Origin of the sequence: Sorangium sp. So ce176 (assembly GCF_051519835.1) — a bacterium.
Classification (GTDB): Bacteria; Myxococcota_A; Polyangia; order Polyangiales; family Polyangiaceae; genus Sorangium; species Sorangium cellulosum_G.
The window spans coordinates 5,161,448-5,187,179 of record NZ_CP150371.1; the positions used below are offsets into that span (position 1 = coordinate 5,161,448).

Below are 25,732 nucleotides of genomic sequence, written 5' to 3' on the forward strand. Positions count from 1 at the left end.
GCGAGGTGCTGCGGTGAACGTCAGATGCCGAAGTCGGTCGGCTTCGGCTTGCGGCGCACGGTACCCGATGGCGCGGGGGAACGCGGCTTCACCTGAGCGGGAGACGCCGCGGGCGCGCGCGGGCCTGTCGGCGTCGCCGTCGCCGAGGCCCCGGGCGCCGGCGCGGCGGCAGATCCCGCAGAGGCCGGCGGCTCGGGCTCCTTCACCGGAGCGACGGCCGACGCCACGACCTCCGGGCTCCGCGGCGCGTCGGAGACCGACGCCGTGGTCTCCGGCTGCGCGAGCGGCTCCGCCGGGGCGGGGGGGCCCGCGCCGCGCAGAAGGAAGATCCCGACGCCGACGAGGACGGCCGCGGCGGCCGCGACGGCCGCGATCATGCGCACCACGACGGGCCGCCGGGTCGGCGGCGTCACGACAGAGACCAGCGCGCTGGCGGTCTGCGACCGCATGTGGCGGCCCGACATCCCGGCCGCGCCCGCGATCTCACCGGGCGAGGCCACCGTGAAGCCGGGGTGCGGCGAGAGCCGATCGACCTCGGCGTCCGACGAGGCGACCAGCGTGGCCGCGTCGCCGAGCGACGGCGCCGCGCTGTCAGGCCCCGCGTCGAGGAGCGTCGCGCCCTCCTGCGAGCGCGGGGTGAAGCCGACCACCGACACCCGATCGCCGGGCGCGCGGAACATGCCGGTCAGGCTCGTCCTCGGCTCGACGCTCTCGCTCGCGATGTCGAGGGCGATCGCGAGCGCGTCGCAGAACTCCTTCGCGCTCTGGAAGCGGGCCTCCGGCTCGCGCGACGCGGCGCGGGCCCACCAGGCGTCGAAGCCGGGCGGCACGGGGGCGAGCTGCGACGGCACGGGCAGCGGCCGGACCATGATCTTGAGGAGCAGATCGCCGAAGGCCTGGCTGTCGAACGGGAGCTTTCCTGTCAGGCACTCGAACACGACGACGGCGAGCGACCAGAGGTCCGAGCGATGATCGATGCTCTTGGTCCCCTGCGCCTGCTCCGGGCTCATGTACGCGGGCGTCCCGAGCAGCGAGCCGGTCTTCGTGTTGGAGCTGACCTTCGGCGTGCTGTCCTTCGCGATGCCGAAGTCGAGCACCTTCGCGATCTCCCGGTCGTCGTCCCGGACGAGGAAGATGTTCGCCGGCTTGAGGTCGCGGTGGACCAGGCCGGCCGCGTGGGCCTTCGTGAGGGCGCGCGCGACCTGCGCCGTGATCGCCATCATGTCGTGCGGGTCGAGCCGCCCGACGCGCTGGATGCGGGTGTCGAGGTCCTCCCCCTCGAGGTACTCCATCGCGATGTACGGCGTGCCCTTCCACACGCCGTGGTCGAGGATCTGCACCACGTGAGGGCTGCGGATCTGCGCCGCGACCTTGGCCTCCCGCTCGAAGCGGTGCCGCACCTCCTTCGAGACCCCCTGCGCGTGCATGAACTTGATCGCGCACGGGATGTCGAGGCCGATGTGCTGGGCGAGCCACACGGAGCCCATCCCGCCTTGCCTTAGCGGACGCACCAGGCGAAAGCGATCGGCAACGGTGGTCCCCGCGGCGGGTGTCACGCAGCCTCCCAGACCTTCGGAATACCACAGGTGGCCGTCCAGGGTCACGTTTGCGCCATGCAAAAACGAATGAACTGCCAGCGCAATTCGGCCCGGGCGCGTGCGCCTCGGCGCCGCGCGCTGCGTCTGCCGCGCGGAACGGCGGCGCCGGGCGCGAGCGGGCGTGCGCGCGTCAGGGAGCCCTGGTGGGCGAGATCGCCGACGCGCGCAGCTCAGCGAGCGCCCGAGCTCGTGGCGGGCTCTTGCGGAGGCCGTCGCGCGCCGGGCCGCGCCGGAGGCGAGCCGCCGTCGCCCGCTGCGCCGAGCGGCATGCCCGTCGTGCGCGCGAGCTGGCCGCTGCGCGGATCTTCCGGGAACGCCTCGAGGAACTTGCGCGCGTGGTGGCGGGACTCCTCGACGATGCCGGCGCGGAACGTCAGGAGCGCGAGGTTGTACCGCGCGTCGGCGTTCCTCGGATCGGCCTTCAGGGCGGCGAGGTAGCCCTCGCGCGCGCCGTTGTAGTCGCCGCGCTTGTCGTCGATGAGCGCGAGGTTGTAGAGCACCTCGGCGTCGGAGGGGTCCTGCTGGGCGAGCGGCGCGAGGCGCGCCGTGGCCGCGTCGAGATCCCCGGCCAGGATCGCGAGCGCTCCCGCGAGGAGCTGCGCCTTCCGGCCGGCGCCCGCCTCGATCGCGCGCTCCGCCTCCGCCCTCGCCTCCACGAGGCGCCCCGCGCGCTCGTGCGCGAGCGCGAGCGCGTAGCGGAGCCGCGACGGGTCGCCGCCCTCCTCGAGCGCGGCCCGCGCCTCGGCGGCTGCGCGCTCGGGGCGGCCGGCGACGGCGAGCGCCTCGGCCAGGACGGCGCGCGCGCCCCGCTGCTCCGGGCACCGCTCGCGCGCGGCCTCCGCATCGCGGAGGGCGGCGCCGGCGTTGCGGGCGTGGAGCCTCGCCTCGGCGCGCAACGCGAGGCAGGCGCACGTCACCGGCGCGGCGCCCGCCGCAGAGGCCGGGTACATCTTCAGGCAGCGCCCGGCGACGCCCTCGAGATCGTCGAGCTTGCGCTGCTCGCGGAGCGGCCTCGTGAGCTCGTCGACGGCGCGCAGGTGCGCGCCGTCGCGGCGCAGCGCCGCCCACCACATCCGCTCGGGCGAACCGAGCAGCGACGACGCCCCGAGCACCTGGACGGCGCCGAGGCCGATCATGGCGATCGCGGCGCCCATCCGCCGGTGCTTGAAGCTCGATCCGAGCCAGTGCTCCGCGGCGGCCGCGGCGAGCGTCGCGAGCGCCGCCCAGAGCGGCGCGGCGACGACGAAGACCCCCTGCGCGAGCGGCGCGCGCACCCCGCGGAAGTAGAGCGTCGCCGCGAGCGCCGTGGCGATCGCGACCCACAGCAGCGCGGCCCCGTTCCTGGCGAGCCGCGTCTCCAGCCGCGCGGCGAACCACGCCGACAGGCCGAGCGCCGCCGCGAGCGCGGCCGCCGAGAGCGCTCCCGCGAGGGCGAGCGCGCGCGGCGGCATCGGCTCCGGCGAGAGCCACGTGGGCGCGACCGCGAGGACGAGGAGGTGCAGCGCGCGGAACAGGTGCAGGGCGAGCTCAGCCAGCCAGGGCACCGCGTGACCTTAGCCCAGCGCCCATCGCGCACCAAACGGCGGCGCCGCGGGTGCGGCCGCGCCGCGCCGCCGCAGCGATCGCGCGCTCACGGCAGGATCATCTCGACCTCGACGGCGATGCGGGCTCCGGGCGGCGGCACGCCGATCCCCAGCGGGATCATCCGGAGGCATTGCGCTGCGTCCGGGCGGTCCATCCCCCGCACCTCGCTGATGCCGCGGGCGATCTCCTTTCCGGACGCGTCGAAGGTCATGTTGAAGAGGTACTTGGCGCGCGCCGGCGTGGGGTTCTTCTTGAGCGAGGGCTCCCAGCACTGCTTCACGAAGAGCGGCCGCCGCGCATCGAGCGCCTTGATGGCGTCCGCCTCGACGCGCTTGTAGAGCTCGCTGTGCGAGGCGGCCGTCGCATCCACGGCGCGCGGCGCCGGCTGCGACGGAGCGGGCGCCTCGGCCGCCGCGGGTGCGTCCGACGCTGGCCTCTTTGCGGAGGCAGCCGCCGCTTCCGCGCTGGCCGGCCGGGACGCGGCGGGGGGCGCCTCTCGTTGCAGCCCGAAGTAGAGACCCACCGCGATGAAGATGCTGCCGAGCAGGATCGCCGCGGGGGTCATCAGCTCCTTCTGCATGGTGGGATCGCCGGGGCGAGCGCCGCGCAGGTCGCCGCGCGCGAGGTCACCCGCCCGGCACGACCTTACTCCATGGTGACGACAGCGGAGGTGTAGGAATAGTCGTTGTTGGTCCAGAAGAGGCTGACTGTCTTCCCGCAGAGCCCCACGTTGTACTGACCGGGTGGCAGCAAGAGCACGGCGCTCAACCCCATGCTGATGCTGGTGTTCGCCGGGAGCCGCAGCGAATAGACGCCGGTCCCCTCGGGGGTGATCTCCTTCAGCGGGGCGATCTGCTGGGAGCAGATCCAGAGGAGGAGCTGGTCCGCAGGGCTCTCGTCGGTGCCGAGCGCCTTGTTGGACACGACCACGATGCGCTGCCCCGGAGCGGTCACGCTCACTGTCGCCGGCGCCGCGAGGAACTGAAGCGACGACCGTGGATCGAGGCCCGCGCCAGAGACGGAGGTGCTCGAGACGACGCCGGGCGGCCCAGGTGGACCAGCGATCCCCTGCGCCCCGGGCGGTCCCGGCTCGCCGGGCAGGCCGGCGGGGCCCATCGGACCGGCCGGACCCGGCGGGCCGGACGGCCCCGGCGCGCCCTGCAGGCCGACCGGCTCGCCGACCCAGAGGCCGCTGCTGTCGATGACGAGCTGACCGCCAATCGAGATCGAGCTCGGCGTGATGTCGCCGGACACATTGCTGGCCTGGAGCGCATACGGAACGCTCGCCACCCTGGCGCGCGGGACCATCTCTGGATCGTTCCCGACGGTGATCCCCAGGTAGCGCGCCGTGCCATCGAGGACGGGCTTGTCGACGGGCGCGAGCTCGCCGAGGTCGACCGAGAAGTACCCGTGGTCGAACGTGATCGTGTGGACCTCGCTCCAGATCGGCACGGGCGCGTCGACCGCTTCGTACAGCGCGAACACCACGTCGAGCGTGTCGTCGATGGGCTGGCCTGCCGCGTCGAACAGGCGCCCCTGGTGCGTGATCGTGATCGGGATCGCCGCGGCGGCGGGCCCGGCCAGCGCGGTCACCACGGCAAGGACCGGCGCGTTGATCGTTCGTGCCTTCATCGCAAGCTCCCGTCGTTCGCCCTCGCGAGCCGGCGCCCGGGATCGCCGGGACGGAAGCCGCACATCACCTGCGGAGCGATCGCGACCGATCGCGCCGGAAGTCAGGAAGCGCAGCGCGGGCCCTGCCCCGCTCTCGCGAAGAAGCAGCGGCCTTGGATGCCGCGCCTCGACGGCGGTTGCTGTCGCGCCCGCGATCTCTCCGCCGCCCAGCCGATCAGGCCGCTCGCCGTCGCGGGCGGCGGCGCGGCCGCACGTCGAGACCGTCCACGCCGGGGAGCGCTCCCCGGCGTCACGGACGATCCCGCGCCGCGGCGACGCGCCTGCGCGCGGCGCCCTGCCTACTCGAGATCGTACGGCTCGACCTTCACCTCGGCGAGCCTCGGGATGGACGCGGCGACGGCCTCGCCGATCTCCGCGTGGGTCCCGACGACGCCGATCACGAGATCGTCCTCCGGGATCCGGCGCCGCACGGCGGCGTTCGCCTCCTCGAGCGTGACGGCCTCGACCCGCTGCACGTAGGCGTCGTGATAGCCGTCGGGCAGGTCGTACAGGATCTCCTCGAGCCGCTGGTGAACGCGCTTCCTGGCGGTGTCGATCTCGAACGCGTGGGAGCGAACGAGGTAGCGCTTCACGAACGTGAGCTCGTCCTCCGTGACCCCTTCGCGCCGCAGCGCCTCGAGCAGCCCGAGCTGCAGCGAGAGGCAGGCGGCGGCGTCCTGCGCCGCGGGCGCCGTCCACATCGTGAAGGCGTCGCGATGCCGATCGAAGCCCGCCCGCGACGAGGCGCCGTACGACCAGCCGCGCTTCGCCCGCACCTCCTGCATCAGCCGCGACGAGAACGTGCCCCCGAACGCGGTGTTCGCGACGAGGAGCGCCATGTGATCGGGATCGTGGGCGTCGGTGCCGAGCCCCCCGATGACCATCTGCGTCTGCGTGCGCTCGGGTTTGTCGACGAACACGAGGCACCGCCCCCGCCGGCCCTCGGGCTCGTTCACCGGGTCGGGGACCGGCTCGCCCTCGGGCAGACCGGACAGCAGGCGCTCCGCGACCGCGTGCGCCTCGGCGGGCTCGACGTCGCCCGAGATGGCCACGATCGCGTTGCGCCGGGTGTAGTGCCGCGCGTAGAAGGCAGCGACGTCGTCGCGCGTGAGCTCCCGCAGCGTCTGGATGGTCCCCGCGATGCGGCGGCCGTAGGGGTGCCCCGCGAACAGGCACCGCCGGAAGGCGCGGCTGCACAGCGCGCGGTCGCTGTCGCGCGCCTCGATGAGCTCGGCCTCCGCCTCGCGCAGGAGCCGCGCGAGCTCGGTCGGCGAGAACGTCGGGCGCGCGAGGAGCGTGGCCCCGAGGTCGATGAACCGATCGAGCGATCGCTTGATCACCTCGAAGTGCACCGTCGTCGCGCTCGTCGCCACGTCGGCGCCGAACTCCCCGCCGAGCGCGTCGATCGTCTCCTCGATCTCGTTCGCGCTGTAGCCCTCGGCGCCGCGGCGGAGCATGCGCGCCGTGATCCGGGCGAGCCCCTCGCGCCCGACCGGGTCGTACGCCGACCCGGAGCGGAACGCGACCACGATGCTGACGATGGGCAGCGCGTGGCTCGTCTCCACGAGCACCGCGCCATCCCGCGGCGCCACGCGCCCGCCCGGCGCTCCCCTGCCCTGCCCCTCGGCGCCCCAGGCGAGGCCGCTCTTCACGCTCTGGCTCACGATGCCTCCTCGCTCTCCGCGCCCGCCTCGTCCGCGTCGCCGTCGTCGTCGCCGCTCGATCCGTCCGGGATCACGTGGATCACGGTCCGCGCCGAGGTCACCAGGTAGCGCCGCGCCACGCGCAGCAGGTCCCCCACGGTCGCCCGCCTGTAGGCGGCGAGCCGCTCGAACAGGGCCGCGGGGTCGCCGAGCACCGTCTCGTAAAAGCCGATCTGCTCGGCCTTGCCGGCGACGGTCTCGAGCCCTTGCAGCACGGAGAGCTCGACGCGCGCCTTGGCCCTGTCGAGCTCCGCCTCGGTGACGGGGGCGCGGCGCACCGCCTCCAGGAGCGGCTCGAGGGCCGCGAGCAGCGCCTCGCCTGTGTGATCGCCGCGGGCGGAGAGGTAGATGTCGTACAGCGCGGGGTCGCGGAACGAGCCGACCCAGCCGCGGATCTCGCTCGCGATCTCCTGCTCCTGCACGAGCGCGCGGTGCACGCGCGACGACCGGCCGGCGAAGAGGATCTCGTTCAGCAGCACGAGCGGCGCATGGTCGAAATCGCCGAGCGCCGGCGAGTGGTAGCCGATCGCGACCTTGTGCGTGGCGGTCGGCTTCGTCACCTCGGCGCGGCGCTCCTCGGTCTGCGGCGGCTCCGGCGACACGTCCTCGACCGGGATCCTCGATGGCTCCTGGGCGCCGTAGTGGTCCTGAACTCCGCGCAGCGCCTGATCGAGCGCGACGTCGCCCACGAGGACGAGCGCCGCGTTGTTGGGCGCGTAGTACGTCCGGTAGAACTCGACGCAGTCCTCGGTCGTGAAGCCCTTGATGTCCTCCATCCAGCCGATGGTCGGCCACCCGTAGGCGTGCTTCCTGAACGCCTCCTTGTAGAGCAGCTCGCTCACCGCCCCGTCGACGTCGTCGTCGACGCGCTGCCGCCGCTCGTTGGCGACGACCTCCTTCTCGCTCGACACCTGGGGGTCGCGGAGGACGAGCCGCGCCATGCGCTCGGCCTCGAGGCGCAGGGTCAGCTCGAGCGCGTCCTTCGGCAGGTTCGTGTGGTAGTAGGTCCAGTCGAGGAACGTCGCCGCGTTCGTCTCGGCGCCGGCCTCCTCGAGCATCCGGTCGAACGCGCCGTGGGCGACGCTCTCCGTCTCGCCGAACATGAGGTGCTCGAAGAGGTGGGCGATGCCCGTCTTCCCGACGCGCTCGTGGCGCGAGCCGACGCCGAACCAGGTCTGCAGGCAGACCACGGGCGCCGAGGGGTCGACGAGCACGAGCACCTTGAGCCCGTTGCCGAGGACGAAGCGCTCAACGCGCAAGGCGGGGCCGAACGCGATGGTGGCGTCATGGCGCAACCGGGCGAGCGGCGGGCGATCGCGGTTCAGGTCGGCGACCAGCGCGGCGAGCGGATCCGTTCGGGGGAGCGCGTCGACGGCGCCGGGGAGCGAGTAGGCAAGCGTCTCCTGCATGGCAGACGCTGCCCATACCACGCTCAGCGCCGCGGCGCTGCGTGACACAGGACATCGCTCGGATCCCGTGTCGACTGGTGGCACTCCCAGAGGTCGTCGTGGCAGGAGACGACGAGGATGCCCGCGTCGTACGCCTCCCGGAGGGACGAGCCTGCCCGCTGCGCGATCAGGTTCGACGGGGTACGCTCGGTGCATCCCTTGCCCATGTCGACCTCGATCTTCCTGTTCCCCTTGGTGGCCTTCACCGGGTTCGGCGGGGTCTTGCCCTTGTCTGCGGTGCGCACCGCGACGGCGAGCTTGGGCACGATGGCGTCGAGGTAGGTCTTGTCGACGAGCGGATCCGTCGGCTGCGGCGACACCATGGCGAGCGTGTACTGGATCGCCATCATCTGCTGCTCCGGCGGGGCGCTCGGCTGGATCGGCCCGCTCGACCCGAGCGGCACGGGCCGCGGCGGCATCTCGCGCTTGGGGGCCTCCCTGGCCGTGGGGGTCGCCGCGGCGCTCGCCGATGGCGCGGGGGGCGCCGCGGAAGCGGTAGAAGAGGTGGACGCCCCTGGCGCCGGGGCGCGCGGGTCATCGCACGCGAGGACGGCGAGGCCGAGGGCAAGGACAGCGGGCGCCGCGCGGAGGGCGCGCGGGCGGACGAGGGCGGGCTGCATGGGCGGCTTATACGAGCGGTGAACGCGCGCCGCCACGCTCGCGTGGCCGCGCCCCCGCGTCCGAGGGTCCCCCGCCCGGGACCGGGGCCCCGCGCCTCAATCGATCTTCAGGATGGCGAGGAACGCCTCCTGCGGGATCTCGACGCTCCCGACCATCTTCATCCGCTTCTTGCCCTCTTTCTGCTTCTCGAGGAGCTTGCGCTTGCGGCTGATGTCGCCGCCGTAACACTTGGCGGTCACGTCCTTGCGCATCGCCTTCACGGTCGTCCGCGCGATGACCTTCGACCCGATCGCCGCCTGGATCGCGACCTCGTACTGCTGGCGCGGCACGATGTCCTTGAGCTTCACGGCGAGGTCCCGGCCCCGGGCGTACGCCTTGTCCCGGTGCACGATGATGCTCAGCGCGTCGAGCGGATCGCCGTTCACCATCATGTCCAGCTTGATGAGGTCATCGGCCCGGTACCCGACGAGCTCGTAATCCATCGACGCGTAGCCGCGCGACACGCTCTTCAGCTTGTCGTGGAAGTCGAAGAGCACCTCGCTGAGGGGCATGTCGTACGTGATGATCACGCGGTCGGACGAGGCGTACTGGATCGACTTCTGCTCGCCGCGCCGCTCCTGGCACAGGGCGAGGACCGCGCCGACGTACGTCGACGGCACGTGGACGGTCATCCGGAAGATCGGCTCCTCGATGCGATCGATGAGGTTCGGCGCCGGGAGCTTCGCCGGGTTCTCGATCGACTTCATCGAACCGTCGTTCAGGAAGCAGTGATAGACGACGCTCGGCGCGGTCGTGATGAGGTCGAGGTTGTACTCGCGCTCGAGCCGCTCCTGGATGATCTCCATGTGGAGCAGGCCGAGGAAGCCGCACCGGAAGCCGAACCCGAGCGCCTCGGACGTGTCGGGCTCGAAGACGAACGCGGCGTCGTTCATGTGGAGCTTGGACAGCGCGTCGCGCAGGTCCTCGTACTGGGCCGAGTCCGTCGGGAAGATCCCGGCGAAGACCATCGGCTTGACCTCCTTGAAGCCGGGCAGCGGCGTGGTGGCCGGGTGGACGGCGTCGGTCACCGTGTCGCCGATCTTCGTGTCGACCACGCTCTTGATGTTGCCGACGAGGAAGCCGACCTCGCCCGGCCCGAGCTCGGTGATGGCGGTCGCGTGGGGCGTGAACACGCCCATCTCCGTGACCTCGTAGTCGCGGCCGGTCGCCATGAAGCGGACCTTCTGTCCCTTCCGGAGGACGCCGTCGACGACGCGCACCATCACGACCGCGCCGCGGTAGCTGTCGTACCAGCTATCGAAGATGAGCGCGCGCGGCGCCGCGTCCAGGACGCCCTTGGGCGCCGGGACCCGCGAGACCACCGCCTCGAGGATCTCCGCGATGCCGATCCCCGTCTTGGCGCTGGCGGGGATGGCGCCGGAGCAGTCGAGGCCGATGACGTCCTCGATCTCGCGCGTGGTCCGATCGGTGTCGGCCGAGGGGAGGTCGATCTTGTTGAGGACGGGGATGATCGCGAGGTTGTTGTCGAGCGCGAGGAAGACGTTCGCGAGGGTCTGCGCCTCGACGCCCTGCGTGGCGTCGACGACGAGCAGCGCGCCCTCGCACGCCTGGAGGCTGCGCGAGACCTCGTAGTTGAAGTCGACGTGCCCGGGCGTATCGATGAGGTGCAGCCGGTACGTCTGCCCGTCCTTCGCGGCGTAGTCGAGCCGCACGGTCTGGGCCTTGATGGTGATCCCCCGCTCGCGCTCGATATCCATCTTGTCGAGGAACTGCTCCTTCTGCTCGCGGGCGGAGAGCGCCCCGGTCGCGTCGAGGATGCGGTCGGCGAGCGTGGACTTGCCGTGATCGATGTGAGCGATGATGGAGAAGTTGCGGATGAGCTTGGAATCGACAGGCATAGCGAGCTTCGGGGCGCGGCCCTGACCAGCGTTAGCGGCCGCAGCGCGCGGCCTCGACCGAGATGCGAAGGAGCGGACCACACGTCCGCGCCCCCTCTGGGGAACGGGCCGCGGCGCGCGGCCCTGCGAGCGCCGCGGGGACGTGGCGGGACCGCGGCGCGCTTGCTCCTAGCGCGACCCGCGCCGCGAAGCTATCCGCCCGGACAGCGCGCGGCGTCCAGGCGCCCGTGCTTCCCGCCGGGCTCGAGCCCGGGAACCCGCCGGGCCTCTGTCGACGCGGGCGACGCGGGCGCGGGCGCCGGCCAGGGCTCATTTCTTCGGGGTCGGCGGCGGGGGAACCGGCGTGCTCTCCAGCGACATCTGCCCTGGCAGCACGTGCTCGTAGTGCTTGAGGACCAGGTCTATCCCCTCGCGGATGTACACGGCGATCGGGACCTTGGTGCGTTCGTGCAGGATCTTCAGCCGCTCGGCCTGCTCGGGCGTGATGTAGATGGTCGTCGAGACTTTCTTCCGCGACATGTCACGCCCGGGAGGGTAACCCGCCAGTCTCGAAAGGTACGACTGACAAGACGTTACCCTAGATGCCGGTACGTGTGTTGTCAATCGGAATGGCGCTGTCGCGGTCCGCGCGCGCTTCCGCGTGCGCGTCGCGGTGGTCGCCGCGTCACCGCGTCACCGCCCGCGTCGCCCGCGTCGCCCCTTGGCGCCTCCTGTGGGCTTCTTGATGTGTCAACGCGCCGCGGTCTAGACTGTGGCCGAAGCTGGTCCGCGTCGGGACGGCTCGCCCGGCGCGTCGAGCTTCGTCCCGAAAGTCCAGGGCCCGCCGGAGGCATCTCTTGATGACGCGATTCCCGCTCACCTGGCCGTCGTCCAGGTGCTCGCTCGTGGCCCTGATGACCCTGTTTGTCGCCTCCTGCGCCTCGTCGACGCCGGCGCCCTCCGGTGCGAAGAGCGCCACCGGCGAGCGGGACACGGCGATCGTCCACGAGCCCTGCGACAAGGACTCCGCCTCGGCGGAGAAGGTCGACGTCAACGGCGACCGGACGCCCGACATCATCCACGTGAAGAAGGACGGCCGCGAGGTCTGCCGGGTCGTCGACCTGAACCTGGACGGCGCGATCGACGCCTTCATCTACTATGACGCGACGGGCGCCGAGCGCCGCCGCGAGTCGGACTTCGACCGCGACGGGCGCGCCGACGAGATCGCGCATTACGAGCGCGGGGTCGTCGTGCTGAAGGAGCGCGAGACCAACTTCGACGACAAGCTCGACACCTGGGACTACTACGAGGGAACACGCCTCGTGCGCCGCGAGCGCGACTCTGACGGCGACCAGATCATCGACCAGTGGTGGCAGTTCAACAACCCGAACGACGAGAGGTGCGCGGTCGTGGCGACCGATCAGAACGCCGACGGCAAGCCCGATCCCGCCGGCGTGGTGGATCTGTGCGCCGAGTCGTACGGCGCGCCGAAGCCGATCGCGCCCCCGCCGAGCAGCGCGGCGCCCCCCGCAGCCGGGGCGAGCGCCGCAGGGCAGCCCGCAGCGCCCGCGAGCGCCGCGCCCGCCGGCTCCACGCCCGCCAACGCTGCGAGCCAGCCGGCCGTCACGAAGGGACCATGACATGAGAAGACAGGCGCCCATCGCGCTCACCGCGCTCGGCCTGCTCGGCGCGGCGTGCAGCTCGGATCCAGGGTTCGAAGGCGCGAAGGCGCCGAAGATCGAGGCGGCTCGCAACGCCGACGGCACAATCGACGATCGCTCGATGTGCGAATGGAAGGGCAGAGCCGATCGCGAGGCGAGCGAGACAGCCGGGCCGGGCGCGATCCAGCCCAACGTGCGGCGCGTCTGGCAGATCGTGGGCACCGGAGAGGACCGTCATCGGGCGCTCGTCTGCCGCGAGATCGACACCAACTTCGACGGGGTGAAGGACGTCGTCCGCAGGTACAACGACAAGGGAGAGAGCCTGCACGAGGAGTCCGACGCGAACTACGACGGCCGGATCGACACCTGGCTCACGTTCGCCAGCGGAAGGCTGGCCGAGGTGAGGATCGACTCCGATCACGACGGCAACCCCGACGAGTGGAAGTACTACAGCGGCGGCAAGCTCGCGCGCATCAAGCGGGACACGAACCGCGATGGCAAGCCGGACGTCTGGGAGATCTACCGGATGGGCCGGCTCGAGCGCATGGGCGTGGACATCGACGCCGACGAGCGGGTCGATCGGTGGGACCACGACAACGAGCTGCGGCGCCGCCTCGAGGACGACGAGCGCAGGAAGGAAGAGGAGGCGGCCGCGAAGAAGGCCGCGGAAGACGGGGGCGCCGCGGACAAGGCGAACGAGGCCGTGGACGGCGGCGGGAGCGCGGAGCCCTCCGGGGACAAGAAGTAGCGCGCGCCCGAGGTCGGTCGACGCCGCGCGGGGGGCGTGCTTATCAGAGCCGTCCGCCGGCAGCGTCGGCACAGGTCCTGAAAACATCATGGAAGAACGTCTGCAAAAGATCATCGCGCGCGCCGGGGTCGCCTCACGCCGGGCCTCCGAGGAGCTCATCCTGGCCGGGCGGGTGCGCGTGAACGGTCACGTCGTGACCGAGCTCGGCTTGAAGGCGGACCGGCAGAAGGACCGGATCGAGGTGGACGGCAAGCGCCTGGTCTCCGAGGTTCCGGTCTACGTGGCCCTGCACAAGCCGCGGAACGTCGTCTCGACCTTGCGCGATCCCGAGGGGCGCCCGACGGTCGCCGACTATGTGCGCGGCACGGGCGCGCGGCTCTACCCCGTGGGTCGGCTCGACTTCGCGACGAGCGGGATCCTGCTCATGACGAACGACGGCGACTTCGCCAACGCGCTGCTGCATCCGCGCGGCGGCGTGCCGAAGACGTACGTGCTGAAGGTCCAGGGGATCATGAGCGACGACGACCTCACGCCGTGGCGCGAGGGCATTCGCCTGGAGGACGGGGTCACCCTGCCGGCCGAAGCGCGGCTGCTGCGCCGCGAGGGAGACAAGACGTGGCTGGAGGTCACCCTCCGCGAGGGCCGCAACCAGCAGATCCGGCGCATGGGCGAGGCGACCGGCTGGCCGGTCATGCGCCTGGCCCGCACGACGTTCGCCGGCGTCACCTCGGAGGGGCTCCGGCCCGGGGAGTGGCGCGCGCTGACGGTGGATGAGCTCCTCCACATCCGCGAGGCGTTCGGCGTTCCGAAGCGGATCCGCGGCGCGATGATGGGCGCGTCATCCGGGCCGGTCGACCATCGTCGGGTCGCCGGAGCCGCTCGATCGAGCGCGAAGGCGCCGCCTCGACCCGCGCCGGAGGCCGCCGGTCCGGCCTCGCGCACCCGGACCCCCGCGCCGTCGAGGGCCCGCGCCAGGACCGGCGCCGATGCCCCGGGCGCACCCGGTCCGGGACCGGCTCAGCCGCGGGCGCGCTCCAGGGCGAACGTCGCTTCGCCGAACGCGCCCGGTCCGGGGCCGGCTCAGCCGCGGGCGCGCTCTAGGGCGAACATCGCCCCGCCGAGCGCGCCTGGCGCGTCCACGGCTCAGCCGCGGGCGCGCTCCAGGGCGAACATCGCCCCTCCTGGCGCGCCCGGCCCCGGGCCGGCTAGATCTGCGCGAAACGCCCGCTCCGAAACGAAGCCTCGAGGAGCTGAGACACGCGGCCCTCGAGCTCGCGGGCCCGGGCGTCATTGATGCCGGAGAGCGCCTGCTTGATCTCGCCGAGCGCCTTGAGCTGACTGAAGAGCTGGACGTCGCCTAGCGCAGCGCCGCCCGTGAGGATCTGGCGGATGCGATCGATCTCCGCGGCGAGCGCCTCCACGCCGACGCCGAGCGCGCCGACGCGGCGGCGGTCCGGGTGCTCGCGGAAGAACGCCTCGAGCACCGGCTGCACGATGCCCTCGAGGATGGCGGCCTGATCCTGGTTGTTCCAGATGTGCTTGAGCACGAAGAAATCGCTCGCGTCCGTCACCTGACGGCCGTCCAGGTACGCGCTCGCGGCAAAGAGCTTGAGCATCTTCACGACCCGGCGGTCCGAGAGCGAGATGCCCTCGGCGCGGATCTGGAACACCAGCCCCTTGTAGGCCGACAGGAACGTGTCACCGAAGTTCATCCGCGCGCCGAACCCCCGGCCGAGCTCGGCCAGCTCGCGCGCCGCGACCAGCGGGCGGAGCGGCTCGCCGGCCATGTGCCGGATCTCCTGCTGGATGCCGCGCTGGAGCAGCTCGCTGAAGTGGTAGGCGTCGAGGTTGTCGGACTGCACCCGCAGGAGGAAGCGATCGAAGATCGCCGTCAGCGTCTCGTCGCCCGGCACCTCGTTCGAGGCCGCGAAGACGCTGATGAGCGGGCAGCGGATCACCTGGCCGCCGCTCGAGAACTTGCGCTCGTTCAGCAGCGTGAGCAGCGCGTTCAGGATGGCGCTGTTCGACTTGAAGACCTCATCGAGGAAGACGATCTCCGCTTCGGGGAGCATCCCCGCGGTGTTCCGGCGGTAGACGCCCTCGCGAAAGGCGCCGATGTCGACCGGGCCGAAGATCTCGTTCGGCTCGGTGAAGCGCGTGAGCAGGTACTCGAAGTACTGGGCCTGCATCAGCTCTGCGAGCGTGCGGATGAGCGCGCTCTTCGCGGTCCCGGGCGGACCGAGGAGCACGCAGTGCTCGCCCGCGACGACCGCGATCATGAGCAGGCGGATGATCTCGTCCTTGCCCAGGAACTGCCGCTCTAGGCTGTGGGCAAGCAGGCGCAGACGCTCGTGGAGCGGAGCCGACATGAGGCGAATGCTCGTATCACAGGCCCGCCATCCGGCGCATCGATCGCCGCAACGATCGCCACGGCGCCGACCCCGGCGCCCCCGCGCCGGGGGGTAGAACAAAACACCAGAGGCCGGTGGGTCACACCGGCCTCTCAGGGTTGCTCGCTGTTGCAGAGCCTATGTTGTGGAGCGGGAGACGGGATTTGAACCCGCGACGTCAACCTTGGCAAGGTTGCACTCTACCACTGAGTTACTCCCGCAGACGTCAGCTACCTGAATCGGGAATCAATCGGAAACTCTGTCTCAAGACGCTTGTCAGAGAATTCCTGATTCGCGCCAGGTCATCACCGGAGGTCGCCTCCGTCGATGCGTGGCGGAGGAGTACCAATCGGCGTCGTCATAGTCAAGCACTCAGAAACAAAACCGAGGATCTTCCGTCGCCGGCAGGTTGCGCAGCCGCTCTGGTCGAGTATTGTGTGGCCATTGCGAGCGAGGGGGCTCGCCAAGCAGCACCGCGCTCGGTGCCGCTCAGAAAAGCCTTCGCGTTCGTGACAGCGGCACCGTGAGGCGGGCTCTTACATCATAAGGGTGCCCGCCGATCGGCGCGCTCTTGGTTGGCCTGGGTCGACCAGGCAGGTCTTTTGGACTTGGGGGGAGCATGAACGAACAGACTGCTTTGCGAGTGGACGTTGCAGAGACGGCGGCGCCGGTCCTCCAGAAGGAGTACCGGTCCGGAGTCCACGCCAAGCGACAGGATGACGATGGCGGCTGGGGGCTCGTCCTGATCGGCCTCGACGCTCCGCCGCGGATCGTGAGCCTCATGGACGGCGCTGTGATCGGCAGCGCCGCGCGCGACGGGCGCATCGAGGGGCACGGGGTCGCGCCGGAGCACGCCAAGATCAGCGTCCGCTCGGACGGTTGTTACATCGAGGACATGGATACCCACGACGGCACGTGGGTGAACGGCGTCCGCGCCCGGCGCATCGGCGTGATGCACGGCGACGTGGTCCGCCTCGGCCAGCAGCTCGCGGTCTTCGTCGAGCGGCACCTCGCGCTGTACGACGGCGCGCCGTCGCGCCTCGGGTCGCTCGTCTTCGGGTCGAAGCAGCGCAAGGACTGGATCGACCCGGTGATGAAGCTCGTGCAGTCGGGCTCCAGCGTCTGCATCGAGGGCGCGCCCGGCGTCGGCAAGCGCACGCTGGCCCGCCTCGCCGCCGCGGTGCGCGAGGGGCTGGGCGAGACGCTGGTCGTCGACGGAAGCGCGGAGACCAAGCCGGTCATCCCGCCCGGCGCGCGGCCGATGACGTGGCTCGTCCTCGAGGCCGATCGCCTCCCGCGCCCGCAGCAGCTCGAGATCGCGCACTCGGTGGGCCGCTCGAGCGGCGTCAGCATCATCGCCACGACCGGGCAGCCGCTCGACAGGGCCGCCGGCGATGGGCGCGTGGCGCCGTGGTTCGCGTCGCTCTTCTCCGGCAAGCGGGTCACCATCCCGACGCTCGAGATGCGGCGCGAGGACGTGCCGCTCATCGTGCGCGACATCGCGGAGCGCAACGCGATCGGCCTCGATCGCTTCACCCCGCAGCTCCTGGAGGCGCTCGTCCGCGCCGGCTGGCCGGGCGGCGTTCCGCAGCTCGAGTCCGCGATCGTGACCGCCGCCCAGGCGTCGCCGGAGGGGCCGCTCTCCGTCTCGCCGATCGCGGGGTCGCTCTCGCGCGGGCCGCGCGTGAAGCCGAACCTCCCGCCCGCGACGGATCCGTCGCTCGCGCGCGCTCGCCTCGAGGACGCCCTCGCCCGGGCCAACGGCTCCGTCGCCTCGGCGGCGCGCGCCCTCGGCATGTCGCGGCAGGCGATCTACCGCGAGGCCGACCGGCTCGGCCTCGACATCGCGCGCCGCAGGGTCCCGCGCGGCTGAGCCGAACGTCCCTCGTGCTCCCGGGAGCCTCGCGGCGCGCCAGCGTCGAGGAGTTCCCGGCGCGCCTCCGCGACGAGACGCGCATCGCGATGCCACGAGCCTCGCGATGAAGCGCTCCTCGCGACGACGTGCCAGCGCGCGCCGCGCGGCGCGCGCGGATCGTCAACCGTAGAATCCGAGAGACGTGTGGCTGACGATCGATCCTTCGTCTGGGTCGATGCACTGCTCGTAATGCAGCATGTCTCCGCGCGACGACGGCGGGAGCGCGCGGAGCAGCGTGTAGATGGGGCCGAGGCCGCAGACGCGACGCGTGCCGAGGTCCTGAGCGACGTCGGCGAAGAAGCCCGGCGGATCGATCGACGTGGCGCGCTCGATCGAGGTGAGGTCGCGAGCGCGCAGCGCCCTGCGCTGGCGCTCGTCGAGCGGCGCGGGATCGCCGAAGCGCGGGCCGACATGGGCGAGATCTGCGCCTGCGATCACGAGGACGCGATCGCGGCGCTTCGCCAGGGCATCGCCGAGCGCCCTCAGGAACGACTCGGCGCCGTCGTCCTGTGCGGGGTCGCGTCGCCGCGCCTGGCAGTCCGAGAGACCGCAGAGGATCGGCACGATCGTCGCCGCGCGATCGCCGAGGAGGTGCCGCACGAACACGGCCTGGAATTCGATCGAGTGCTCGTTCTTGTGCAGGTACTGATCCTCGTGAACGTCGAACCGGCTCGCCGCCGCGAGCTCCGCGATCATCTCGCGATCCGGATCGAGCGGGCCGAGCGGCGTCGCGAACGTCTTCTCGCAGACCGCGTACGGGCGGCGCATCGGGGCGTGCGACGTCCCGAGCAGAACGAACGTGTCGACCTTCTCCAGCCCCGGGCCGGTCAGCGCCTGCTCCAGCGCGGCGTAGGCGTGGCCGTAGCCGACAGCGGCGCGCCAGAGGTCCATGTGCGGCGCGCAGAGTCCGACCATGCGCCTCGGCGCGCCTTGCGGCGCGGCGCTGCAAGGCGCCTCGCCCCGCGGCCGCGCGACGCGGAGGCACTGGCGCTCGATGAAGTCGGCGAGCCTCAGTCGATCGCCGTGGTATGCGCCGCCCGCGTGGACAGCCATCCGGATCGGCGCCGCGTCGAACGACTGCACGACCGTCCGGCGGCGCGCATGGAATCGCGGGCTGTCGAGCATCCACGCGCGCTCCAGCTCGTCCGCCAGCCGCGACACGTGGGCGGCGTCCACGTGCTGGCCCGTCGACCGGGAGACCTCTCGCGCGATCTCGTCGATCGACCGCCGCCCGTCGAAGCGCGCGAGCACCGCCGAGCTCGCGGCGGGCACGACAACGGCGGACGGCGCGATCCCCTCGGTGTCGCGCAGCATCAGCGCGCGGCCGTGGCGCTCATCGTGGATGACGACAACCTCCAGAGCTCGGAGCTTCGGTCGCAGAACCGACATCCATCGCGAGGATAGCGCGTGCGCGCCCGCCGCCCACCTTGCAGCCTCGCGCCGACCCCGCGACAGCGAAGGCGCCCTCTGTCATCGTAGGGGCGTCCCAGGGGCAGCTCACGCCTGAACGGACGCAGCTGGTGCTGCGCGTCAGGGCTCTGCGGCATCTCGGATTGCCGCTTCGCGGCGGAGGCGCGCGGGACGACGCTCGCTCCCTCCCGGCTCCGCACCCACCCCGCCCCACGGCCGCCTCGCGCCGGCCACAGCTTCGCGCGACCAGCACGAGAGACTCCCGACGAATGCGCCGAACCGCGACCCCTGAGCCACCCGTCCGTGAAGCCGAGCTGCTCGACGAGCTCTCGGCCGTGTACCGCGAGGCGGAGGAGGTCTTCCATGGCTGGACTTGCCAGGCCTCGACCGAGTGCTGTCGGTTCGGAATCACGGGTCGGGAGCCGTATGTGACGTCCATCGAGCTCGCCGCCGTCCGGCGCGCCATCGCGGCCCGAGGGGGCCCTCGCGCGCTCCAGGGGATCGTGCGAGCCGGCGGGACGGGAGCGCCCGAGCCGCCGGCGTCTGGCGGAGACCCGAGCCGCCGGCGCGCGCTGCCGCAAGCCGCGGAGCGGCGGTGCCCGATGCTGACCGACGCCGGCCGCTGCGCGATCTACGCCGCGAGGCCGCTCGGGTGCCGCACCTTCTTCTGCGATCGCGCCTCCGCCGGATCCCCGGTGCGCCACCACGACGTGACCCGGCTCGTCCGCAAGGTGCAGGAGGTCGCGGCGCGTCACGAACCGGGCGGCGACCTCGGCCGTCCCCTCACCCGCGCGCTGGCGGACGCCAACCCCGGCGCGGCGGGAGGCCCGTCCAGGGCGCGCGCTCGCCGGGGGCGCTGAGCTCGCGCGCGCGCGGCCAGCTCAGGTCCGCTCGACGGCCATCACGCCGGGGATCCGCTGCAGGCGCCGGATGACGCTCTTGAGCTGCGCGAGGTCGGAGCAGAGAAACGTGAACGTGTTCATCGCCCGGCCGTCGTCGCCCGCGCGACAGGTGGCCTCGCTGATGTTGATGCCCTGCTCATGGAACGTGTGGCCAACCGTCGCGAGGATGCCGGGACGGTTCGCCGTCATCACCTTGATCTGTACCGGGCGGTTGATCTTCGCGCGCGAGTCCCACGAGATCTCCACGCGGCGCTCGGGGTCCGTGTCGAACGCCTTGGCGCAGTTGCGGCGGTGGACCGTGATGCCGCGGCCGCGCGTGATGAAGCCGACGATCTCGTCGCCAGGCAGCGGGTTACAGCACTTCGTGTAGCGAACGAGGACGTCGTCGATGCCGTTCAGCCGGATGCCGTGGCTGTCGCGCCCCGTGACCTTGCGGACGAGCGACTCGATGCGCCCCTCCTTGATCGACTCCGGCGGCAGCGACGGCGCGCCCGTCTCGTTCTCCTTGGGGGTGGGCGCGAGGAACTCGCACACCGCGCGGACGCTCACCTTGCCGTAGCCGACCGCGATGAACAGCTCGTCGGCCGAGGCGACGCCGAACCGATCCATCACCTTGCGCAGCTCGGCCTCGTTCTTGGTGAGGCGGCTCAGGCTCATGGTCCGCTGGTGCATCTCCTTTTCGAGGAGCTCACGACCGAGCTTGAGCGACTTCTCCCGCTGCTCGGTGCGCAGGTAATTGCGGATCTTCGCGCGCGCGCGGCTGGTCGTGACGTGATCGAGCCAGTCCTTCGTTGGTTGCTGGCTCGGGTTGGTCATCACCTCGACCACGTCGCCGTTCCGTAGCTTCGAGCGGAGCGGGACGATGGCGCCGTTGACCCGCGCTCCCGAGCAGTGCTCGCCGACCTTCGTGTGGATCGCGTACGCGAAGTCGATCGGCGTCGAGCCGCGGGGGAAGACGCGAACGTCCCCCTTCGGCGTGAAGACGTACACCTCGTCCTGAAACAGGTCGACCTTGACGCTCTCGAGGAACTCGGCCGGATCCTTGAGCTCCTTCTGGAACTCCATGAGCTGGCGGAGCCAGCCGAACCGCGCCGCGTCCTTCGGGTCGATGCCGCCGGAGTTGCGCTCCTTGTACTTCCAGTGCGCCGCGATGCCCTGCTCCGCCACGCGGTGCATCTCGTGGGTGCGGATCTGGATCTCGATCCGCTCGCGCCCGGGCCCGATCACGGTCGTGTGCAGCGACTGGTACATGTTCGGCTTGGGCAGCGCGACATAGTCCTTGAAGCGGCCCGGGACCGGGGTCCACTGCGAGTGGATGACGCCGAGCGTCGCGTAGCAGTCGGCGACCGACTCGACGAGCACGCGGAACGCGATGACGTCGTAGACCTGATCGAAGTCGCACTGCTGCGCCTGCATCTTGCGCCAGATCGAGTAGAGGTGCTTCGCGCGGCCGGTGACGTCGACCGCGAAGCCCTGCTCCGCGAGCTTGGCCGAGAGCACCTTCGAGACCTCGTGGATGTACTTGTCGCGCTCCTTCGCGGTCGTCTTGACCTTCTGCGAGAGATCCGCCCAGGCCTCCGGCTCGATGTACTTGAACGACAGGTCCTCGAGCTCGCTCTTGAAGCGCGCGATGCCGAGGCGGTTCGCGAGCGGGGCGTAGATCTCCATCGTCTCCCGCGCGATCCGGTCCTGCGAGTCGGGCTTCATGAACTCGAGCGTCCGCATGTTGTCGAGGCGGTCGCACAGCTTCACGAGGAGCACGCGGATGTCGCGCGCCATCGCCACCAGCATCTTGCGGAAGTTCTCGGCCTGCCGATCTTCCTTGGAGGCGAAGTTGATCTTCGAGAGCTTCGTCACGCCGTCGACGAGGAACGCCACCTCCTGGCCGAAGCTGTTCTCGATGTCCGTGGTCGTCGCGAGGGTATCCTCGACGACATCGTGCAGGAGCCCGGCGCAGACGCTCGCCGTGTCCAGCTTGAGCTCGGTGATGATCGCGGCGACGCTCGCCGGGTGGGAGAAGTACGGATCGCCGCTCTTGCGGGTCTGGCCCCGGTGAGCGTCAGAGCTATAGGCGTAGGCCCGGGCGATGAGATCGACGTCTGCAGCCGGCTGATAGGTCCGAACGCGATCGACAAGCTCCGTCAACGTCAGCATGAAGAGTTCGGCGGGCGCAATGCGCCCCCTCCCTTTTGCACGCTAACACCGCGATCTAGGCCCCGCAATTGTGTCACCATGCGCGTGCCCGGCGCCCGGAGCGCGCTCCGCCGGCTCCGCTCTCGTGTCTGTTCGCGTGCCCGTTCGCGTGCCCGTTCGCGTCCGCTTTCATCGGTTCAGGTCCGTTCGCGTCTGTTTGACATCTGCCCAGCGTCTGCCTCGCGTTCGTTTGTCCGTTTCTGCCTGCTTTCGTGGATTTCATGGAGCCGATCACCGCCTACGTCCACTTCCCCTGGTGCCTCAAGAAGTGTCCCTACTGCGACTTCGTTTCGTTCGCGAAGGCGCGGGAAGCGATCGATCACCGGGGGTATGCCGACGCTGTGCTGGCCGAGCTCCGGAGGCGGGCGGATGCGCTCGGCGAGCGCGAGCTTCGAAGCGTGTTCTTCGGCGGCGGGACGCCGTCCTTGTGGGAGCCGGAGGAGATGGGCAGGGTGCTCGCGGCGATCACCGCGGCCACCGGGCGGCTCTCGCCGGACCTCGAGGTGACCGTCGAATGCAACCCGACATCGCTGGATGAGGAGCGGGCCCGCGCGTTCCGAGCGATCGGAGTCAACCGGCTGAGCGTCGGAGTCCAGGGGCTCGACGAGGAGCGCCTCCGGTTCCTCGGGCGCCTGCACGACCCAGACGGCGGGCTCGGCGCGCTCGTGGCAGCCCTGCGGTCCGGGATGCCGCGCGTGAGCGGCGATCTCATCTATGGTGTCGCCGTGGGGACAGCCGAGCAGGCGCGGGAGCAGCGCCCCGAGCACGCCGCCGCGGAGGCGCGGGCGGTGGCAGCGACCGGCGTGAGCCATATCTCGGCATACAGCCTCACCGTCGAGCCCGGCACCTCGTTCGGGGAGCTCGCGCGGCGCGGACGCCTGCCGCTCGCCGGAGATGACGGGGTTGCGGACACGTTCTTCGCGATCGACGAGGCGCTCGAGGCAGAGGGGCTCGCCCACTACGAAGTCTCGAACTACGCGAAGCCGGGCCACGAGGCGCGCCATAACCTCGGCTACTGGCAGGGCATTGATTACGTCGGCCTCGGGTGCGCCGCGTACGGGACGGTGTCGCGCCCGGATCCGCGCTGGGGCCTGCGCTCGGCCGGCGCGGAGGATCGCGACGACGCGTTCGCTGTACGCTACCGGAACGTCGTGAGCCCCGAGCGGTACATGGCCGCCATGGCCGAGGGCGGCGAGGCGATCCCCGTCGAGAGCGAGGAGCGGCTCGACCCGGAGACGCGGCTGTCCGAGCGCATCATGCTCGGGCTCAGGCTGCGCGAGGGGTTCGATCTCGTGGCCGCCGCGGCGGCGCTCGGTGTGCCGGCGTGGAGCCCGGCGCGGCGCAGGGCCGCGGAGCGGCTCGAGCGCGCCGGCCGCCTCGCGATGACCGGCGGGCGGCTCAGCGTCCCGCGGGCCGCCTGGGTCTTCGCCGACGGCATCGCGGCCGATCTATTCTGAAGCAGCGCCGCGGTCGCGGCCCTTGGCGCGTGACGCGCTCGCAGTGGACGTTGGCCGCTGACCACGCTCCGATGCTCGTCCCATGAGCCCGCTGCCCACGATCGAGGACATCCGCCGCGCCGCCGCGCGCATCGCGCCGCACGCCCACGTGACCCCCGTCATGACCAGCCGGACCATCGACGGCATCGCCGGAGCGCGCGTCTTCTTCAAGTGCGAGAACCTGCAGCGGGCCGGGGCGTTCAAGTTCCGCGGGGCGTGCAACGCGGTCATGGCCCTCTCGGACGACGAGGCGCGCCGCGGCGTCGCGACCCACTCGTCGGGCAACCACGCCGCCGCGCTCGCGCTCGCCGCCCGCATCCGCGGCGTCGCTGCGCATATCGTGATGCCCGAGAGCGCGCCCGCCGTGAAGCGCGCCGCCGTGGAGGGCTACGGCGCCCGCGTCGTGACCTGCGCCCCCACGCTCCGGTCGCGCGAGGAGACGGTCGCCCGCGTGCTCGCCGAGACGGGCGCGGTGCTCGTCCACCCCTACAACGACGCGCAGGTCATCGCCGGCCAGGGCACGGCCGCGCTCGAGCTCGCGAGCCAGGTGGAGGACCTCGACGCCGTTGTCGCGCCCGTGGGCGGCGGCGGGCTGCTCTCCGGCACCTCCATCGCGACCAGCGCGCTGTCGCGCGCGCGCGCGATCGGGGCCGAGCCCGAGGCGGCGGACGACGCCGTGCGATCGCTGCGCGAAGGGAAGATCCTCCCCTCGAACGATCCGACGACGATCGCGGACGGACTCCGGAGCTCGCTCGGCGAGCTCACCTTCGAGGTCCTGCGCGCGCAACGGGTCGAGATCGTCACCGTGAGCGACGCGGAGATCGTCAAGGCGATGCGCGTCGTGTGGGAGCGGATGAAGCTCCTCATCGAGCCGAGCGCGGCGGTGCCCGCGGCGGCGGTCCTCCTGCGCAAGGTCCAGGGGGCGCGGATCGGCGTCATCCTGAGCGGTGGCAACGTCGAGCTGAGCGCCCTCCCGTTCACCTGAGCGCGCTCGGGCGACCGCGCCGGCGCGCCGCGCGGGGCGCCGGCGCGCGGCGAACTCCCTCAGGCGCCGGGCGGATCGCGCGCGAGGCGCAGAGAAGCGCGCACCACGCTCGGCCCCGGATCGCGCGGCGCCGCCGCGACAGTGCGCCCGCGCGCGTCGAGGATGCGCGAGCCGCCCTGGCCGTGGAGCGCCGGGCTGGAGGGCCCCCAGTTCGCGTTCACGACAGCGATGCGATGGCGCCGGGCCAGCGCGGGCAGGAGATCGGCGCGCGCGTCGCCCTCGCCGGGCGGATCGACCCAGGCGGTCGGGAAGAGCAGCAGATCGGCCTCGTCGAGCGCGCCGCCCGCGTCGTCGGAGACGAAGTGGATGTCGAAGCAGATCGCGGCGGTCACCTTGACGCCGCGAAGATCGAGGACCGGGGTCGCGAGATCGCCCGGAGTTGCCCAGCGCTCCGGGAACCACGGGTGACGCTTGCGGTAATGGCCGATCCGGCGCCCGTCGCGATCGAACACGAGCAGGCTGTTGTAGAAGCGACCCCGGCTCTCCTCGACGAGGGGGCCCGCCAGGGCGATCGCGTGCGCGCGCGCCAGCTCGGCGAGCCGCTGCGCGGACTCGCCGTCGAGCGGCTCCGCGAAGCGGCGCAGGTCGCTGTGGCCCCGCGGCGAGACATAGCCCGTGACGATGAGCTCGGGGAGCAGCGCGAGCTCGGCCCCCCTCGCCGCGGGCGAGCCGAGGAGACCGTCGATCTCGGCGAGCGAGGCCCGCGGGTCGCCGAAGCGCTGCGGCAGCTCGAGCGCGATCACGTCGAGGCAGCGGGCGATCATCGGGGCCGCCAGGGGCATCGGGGGCACCAGGAGCCCGCTCCGCGCGGAAGCAATGCGACAACGTCGCCCTGGATAGCGCGCCGCGAGGCCACCGGGCGCCCTCCGCTAGCGATGGCTCCGGGCCACCTGGAGCTGATGGAGGCTCACCGCCAGGTCGACCTGGCGGCGCAGATCCGAGGCGATCCACGGCTTCGTGATGATCCGGAACGTCGCGCTCTCCCGGGAGATCTTCTGGATCTGCTCCACATCCGTGGGCGCACAGACGAGCACCGGCACGTAGCTCAGCCCCTGCCGGCGGAGCTCGCGCAGCAGCGCGAGCCCGCTGAAATGAGGCATCCGGTAGTCCGCCACGACCACGGAGGGCGGCTCCTTCACCGCCGCTGCGAGCGCGCGGCGCGGATCGCCGAAGGTGCGGACCTGGTAGCCGGAGCGGAGCGCCCGCTCCATGAGGTCCAGGTTGCTCTCCTCGTCGTCGACGGCGTAGAGAAGCGTCCCTTGGCCCCGACCACTCGAAGGTGGCGGCATGCTGCCGGAATGCGGGGCATTGCCCATCGAGCGCGAGGGTATCAGACCTCGTTGTCCCGCACCACGCGCTCAAGCCGAAGTAATCCTGGTTGCCTGAATCACGGCCAGCGCGGTGGGGCGAAGCACGTCACGGCGCGGCACGGTAGAGGTGGGCGCCGCGGCGACGCCGGTCGGGCTCCGC

21 protein-coding genes and 1 tRNA gene are annotated in these 25,732 nt (G+C 71.6%); 7 read left to right on the forward strand and 15 right to left on the reverse strand.

All coding sequences use genetic code 11. The features are described 5' to 3' along the window. Positions 1-20: 20 nt before the first annotated feature. From WMF42_RS19290 to WMF42_RS19330, 9 genes are all read right to left on the reverse strand, one after another. Positions 21-1,604 carry a serine/threonine protein kinase gene (locus WMF42_RS19290; RefSeq protein ID WP_437693441.1) on the reverse strand — a complete coding sequence of 528 codons (1,584 nt, stop codon included), beginning with the start codon at positions 1,602-1,604 and terminating at the stop codon, positions 21-23. Positions 1,605-1,768: 164 nt separating this feature from the next. Then, positions 1,769-3,142 (reverse strand): tetratricopeptide repeat protein, encoded by a 1,374-nt coding sequence (locus WMF42_RS19295; protein WP_437693442.1) that lies wholly within the window; start codon positions 3,140-3,142, stop codon positions 1,769-1,771. Between the two features lie 86 nt (positions 3,143-3,228). After that, positions 3,229-3,762, reverse strand: coding sequence for a hypothetical protein (locus WMF42_RS19300; protein WP_061612043.1), 534 nt, complete (start codon positions 3,760-3,762; stop codon positions 3,229-3,231). 65 nt (positions 3,763-3,827) lie between these two features. Then, a complete protein-coding gene (locus tag WMF42_RS19305; protein WP_061612044.1) occupies positions 3,828-4,814 on the reverse strand; it encodes a hypothetical protein in 987 nt (328 codons plus the stop codon). Between the two features lie 338 nt (positions 4,815-5,152). Next, positions 5,153-6,517 carry a M16 family metallopeptidase gene (locus WMF42_RS19310; RefSeq protein ID WP_061612045.1) on the reverse strand — a complete coding sequence of 455 codons (1,365 nt, stop codon included), beginning with the start codon at positions 6,515-6,517 and terminating at the stop codon, positions 5,153-5,155. Beyond that, positions 6,514-7,965 carry a M16 family metallopeptidase gene (locus tag WMF42_RS19315; protein WP_437693443.1) on the reverse strand — a complete coding sequence of 484 codons (1,452 nt, stop codon included), beginning with the start codon at positions 7,963-7,965 and terminating at the stop codon, positions 6,514-6,516. The genes WMF42_RS19310 and WMF42_RS19315 overlap by 4 nt, the downstream gene beginning before the upstream one ends. Positions 7,966-7,988: 23 nt before the next feature. Then, a complete protein-coding gene (locus tag WMF42_RS19320) occupies positions 7,989-8,624 on the reverse strand; it encodes a hypothetical protein (protein WP_437693444.1) in 636 nt (211 codons plus the stop codon). Between the two features lie 96 nt (positions 8,625-8,720). Further along, complete coding sequence (gene lepA / locus WMF42_RS19325; RefSeq protein ID WP_061612049.1) at positions 8,721-10,523, reverse strand: translation elongation factor 4; 1,803 nt, start codon at positions 10,521-10,523, stop codon at positions 8,721-8,723. A gap of 309 nt (positions 10,524-10,832) precedes the next feature. Further along, entirely contained in the window at positions 10,833-11,042 is a 210-nt protein-coding gene (locus tag WMF42_RS19330) for a ribbon-helix-helix domain-containing protein (protein WP_061612050.1), read from the reverse strand. Between the two features lie 320 nt (positions 11,043-11,362). Between WMF42_RS19330 and WMF42_RS19335 the strand changes: the two genes are divergently transcribed. From WMF42_RS19335 to WMF42_RS19345, 3 genes are all read left to right on the forward strand, one after another. Further along, positions 11,363-12,142, forward strand: a complete 780-nt coding sequence (locus tag WMF42_RS19335) for a hypothetical protein (RefSeq protein ID WP_437693445.1) — start codon at positions 11,363-11,365, stop codon at positions 12,140-12,142. A 1-nt stretch (position 12,143) separates the two neighbouring features. Further along, positions 12,144-12,911: a hypothetical protein gene (locus WMF42_RS19340; protein ID WP_434048222.1), complete on the forward strand. Its 768-nt coding sequence runs from the start codon at positions 12,144-12,146 to the stop codon at positions 12,909-12,911. A gap of 88 nt (positions 12,912-12,999) precedes the next feature. Further along, a complete protein-coding gene (locus WMF42_RS19345) occupies positions 13,000-14,205 on the forward strand; it encodes a pseudouridine synthase (protein WP_437693446.1) in 1,206 nt (401 codons plus the stop codon). Here the strand turns inward: WMF42_RS19345 and WMF42_RS19350 are convergent. Then, entirely contained in the window at positions 14,117-15,280 is a 1,164-nt protein-coding gene (locus WMF42_RS19350; protein WP_061612054.1) for an AAA family ATPase, read from the reverse strand. The genes WMF42_RS19345 and WMF42_RS19350 overlap by 89 nt on opposite strands. A 167-nt stretch (positions 15,281-15,447) precedes the next feature. Further along, positions 15,448-15,522: transfer RNA gene (locus WMF42_RS19355), tRNA-Gly, on the reverse strand. A 422-nt stretch (positions 15,523-15,944) separates the two neighbouring features. Here WMF42_RS19355 and WMF42_RS19360 point away from each other — a divergent pair. Then, positions 15,945-17,174, forward strand: a complete 1,230-nt coding sequence (locus WMF42_RS19360) for an FHA domain-containing protein (RefSeq protein WP_233562455.1) — start codon at positions 15,945-15,947, stop codon at positions 17,172-17,174. A gap of 162 nt (positions 17,175-17,336) precedes the next feature. Here the strand turns inward: WMF42_RS19360 and amrB are convergent, their stop codons facing one another. Beyond that, on the reverse strand, positions 17,337-18,605 hold the full coding sequence (gene amrB / locus WMF42_RS19365; RefSeq protein WP_061612056.1) for an AmmeMemoRadiSam system protein B: 1,269 nt from the start codon (positions 18,603-18,605) through the stop codon (positions 17,337-17,339). Between the two features lie 290 nt (positions 18,606-18,895). Here amrB and WMF42_RS19370 point away from each other — a divergent pair, with 290 nt between their 5' ends. Further along, on the forward strand, positions 18,896-19,486 hold the full coding sequence (locus WMF42_RS19370) for a YkgJ family cysteine cluster protein (RefSeq protein ID WP_061612057.1): 591 nt from the start codon (positions 18,896-18,898) through the stop codon (positions 19,484-19,486). A gap of 21 nt (positions 19,487-19,507) precedes the next feature. On the opposite strand, the gene WMF42_RS19375 is transcribed toward WMF42_RS19370, so the two are convergent. Beyond that, a complete protein-coding gene (locus WMF42_RS19375; RefSeq protein WP_437693447.1) occupies positions 19,508-21,682 on the reverse strand; it encodes a RelA/SpoT family protein in 2,175 nt (724 codons plus the stop codon). 260 nt (positions 21,683-21,942) lie between these two features. On the opposite strand from WMF42_RS19375, the gene hemW reads away from it, so the two are divergent. After that, positions 21,943-23,178 carry a radical SAM family heme chaperone HemW gene (gene hemW / locus WMF42_RS19380; protein WP_437694308.1) on the forward strand — a complete coding sequence of 412 codons (1,236 nt, stop codon included), beginning with the start codon at positions 21,943-21,945 and terminating at the stop codon, positions 23,176-23,178. 82 nt (positions 23,179-23,260) lie between these two features. After that, a complete protein-coding gene (locus WMF42_RS19385) occupies positions 23,261-24,202 on the forward strand; it encodes a pyridoxal-phosphate dependent enzyme (RefSeq protein ID WP_061612060.1) in 942 nt (313 codons plus the stop codon). A gap of 59 nt (positions 24,203-24,261) precedes the next feature. On the opposite strand, the gene WMF42_RS19390 is transcribed toward WMF42_RS19385, so the two are convergent. Continuing rightward, the gene (locus WMF42_RS19390) at positions 24,262-25,044 is read right to left on the reverse strand and encodes a carbon-nitrogen hydrolase family protein (RefSeq protein WP_061612061.1); all 783 of its coding nucleotides are present in this window, start codon (positions 25,042-25,044) and stop codon (positions 24,262-24,264) included. 87 nt (positions 25,045-25,131) lie between these two features. Continuing rightward, positions 25,132-25,551, reverse strand: a complete 420-nt coding sequence (locus WMF42_RS19395; RefSeq protein ID WP_233562456.1) for a response regulator — start codon at positions 25,549-25,551, stop codon at positions 25,132-25,134. Between the last annotated feature and the right edge of the window lie 181 nt (positions 25,552-25,732).

Excerpts from the sequence above, each read along its gene's own strand:
- WMF42_RS19305 (WP_061612044.1), bottom strand. The coding sequence starts at position 4,814 with ATGAAGGCACGAACGATCAACGCGCCGGTCCTTGCCGTGGTGACCGCG.
- WMF42_RS19320 (WP_437693444.1), bottom strand. The coding sequence starts at position 8,624 with ATGCAGCCCGCCCTCGTCCGCCCGCGCGCCCTCCGCGCGGCGCCCGCT.
- WMF42_RS19335 (WP_437693445.1), top strand. The coding sequence starts at position 11,363 with ATGACGCGATTCCCGCTCACCTGGCCGTCGTCCAGGTGCTCGCTCGTG.
- WMF42_RS19375 (WP_437693447.1), bottom strand. The coding sequence starts at position 21,682 with ATGCTGACGTTGACGGAGCTTGTCGATCGCGTTCGGACCTATCAGCCG.
- WMF42_RS19390 (WP_061612061.1), bottom strand. The coding sequence starts at position 25,044 with ATGCCCCTGGCGGCCCCGATGATCGCCCGCTGCCTCGACGTGATCGCG.
- WMF42_RS19315 (WP_437693443.1), bottom strand. The coding sequence starts at position 7,965 with ATGCAGGAGACGCTTGCCTACTCGCTCCCCGGCGCCGTCGACGCGCTC.
- WMF42_RS19340 (WP_434048222.1), top strand. The coding sequence starts at position 12,144 with ATGAGAAGACAGGCGCCCATCGCGCTCACCGCGCTCGGCCTGCTCGGC.
- WMF42_RS19330 (WP_061612050.1), bottom strand. The coding sequence starts at position 11,042 with ATGTCGCGGAAGAAAGTCTCGACGACCATCTACATCACGCCCGAGCAG.
- lepA (WP_061612049.1), bottom strand. The coding sequence starts at position 10,523 with ATGCCTGTCGATTCCAAGCTCATCCGCAACTTCTCCATCATCGCTCAC.
- WMF42_RS19350 (WP_061612054.1), bottom strand. The coding sequence starts at position 15,280 with ATGTCGGCTCCGCTCCACGAGCGTCTGCGCCTGCTTGCCCACAGCCTA.
- WMF42_RS19395 (WP_233562456.1), bottom strand. The coding sequence starts at position 25,551 with ATGCCGCCACCTTCGAGTGGTCGGGGCCAAGGGACGCTTCTCTACGCC.
- WMF42_RS19370 (WP_061612057.1), top strand. The coding sequence starts at position 18,896 with ATGCGCCGAACCGCGACCCCTGAGCCACCCGTCCGTGAAGCCGAGCTG.
- WMF42_RS19300 (WP_061612043.1), bottom strand. The coding sequence starts at position 3,762 with ATGCAGAAGGAGCTGATGACCCCCGCGGCGATCCTGCTCGGCAGCATC.
- WMF42_RS19345 (WP_437693446.1), top strand. The coding sequence starts at position 13,000 with ATGGAAGAACGTCTGCAAAAGATCATCGCGCGCGCCGGGGTCGCCTCA.
- hemW (WP_437694308.1), top strand. The coding sequence starts at position 21,943 with ATGGAGCCGATCACCGCCTACGTCCACTTCCCCTGGTGCCTCAAGAAG.
- amrB (WP_061612056.1), bottom strand. The coding sequence starts at position 18,605 with ATGTCGGTTCTGCGACCGAAGCTCCGAGCTCTGGAGGTTGTCGTCATC.
- WMF42_RS19385 (WP_061612060.1), top strand. The coding sequence starts at position 23,261 with ATGAGCCCGCTGCCCACGATCGAGGACATCCGCCGCGCCGCCGCGCGC.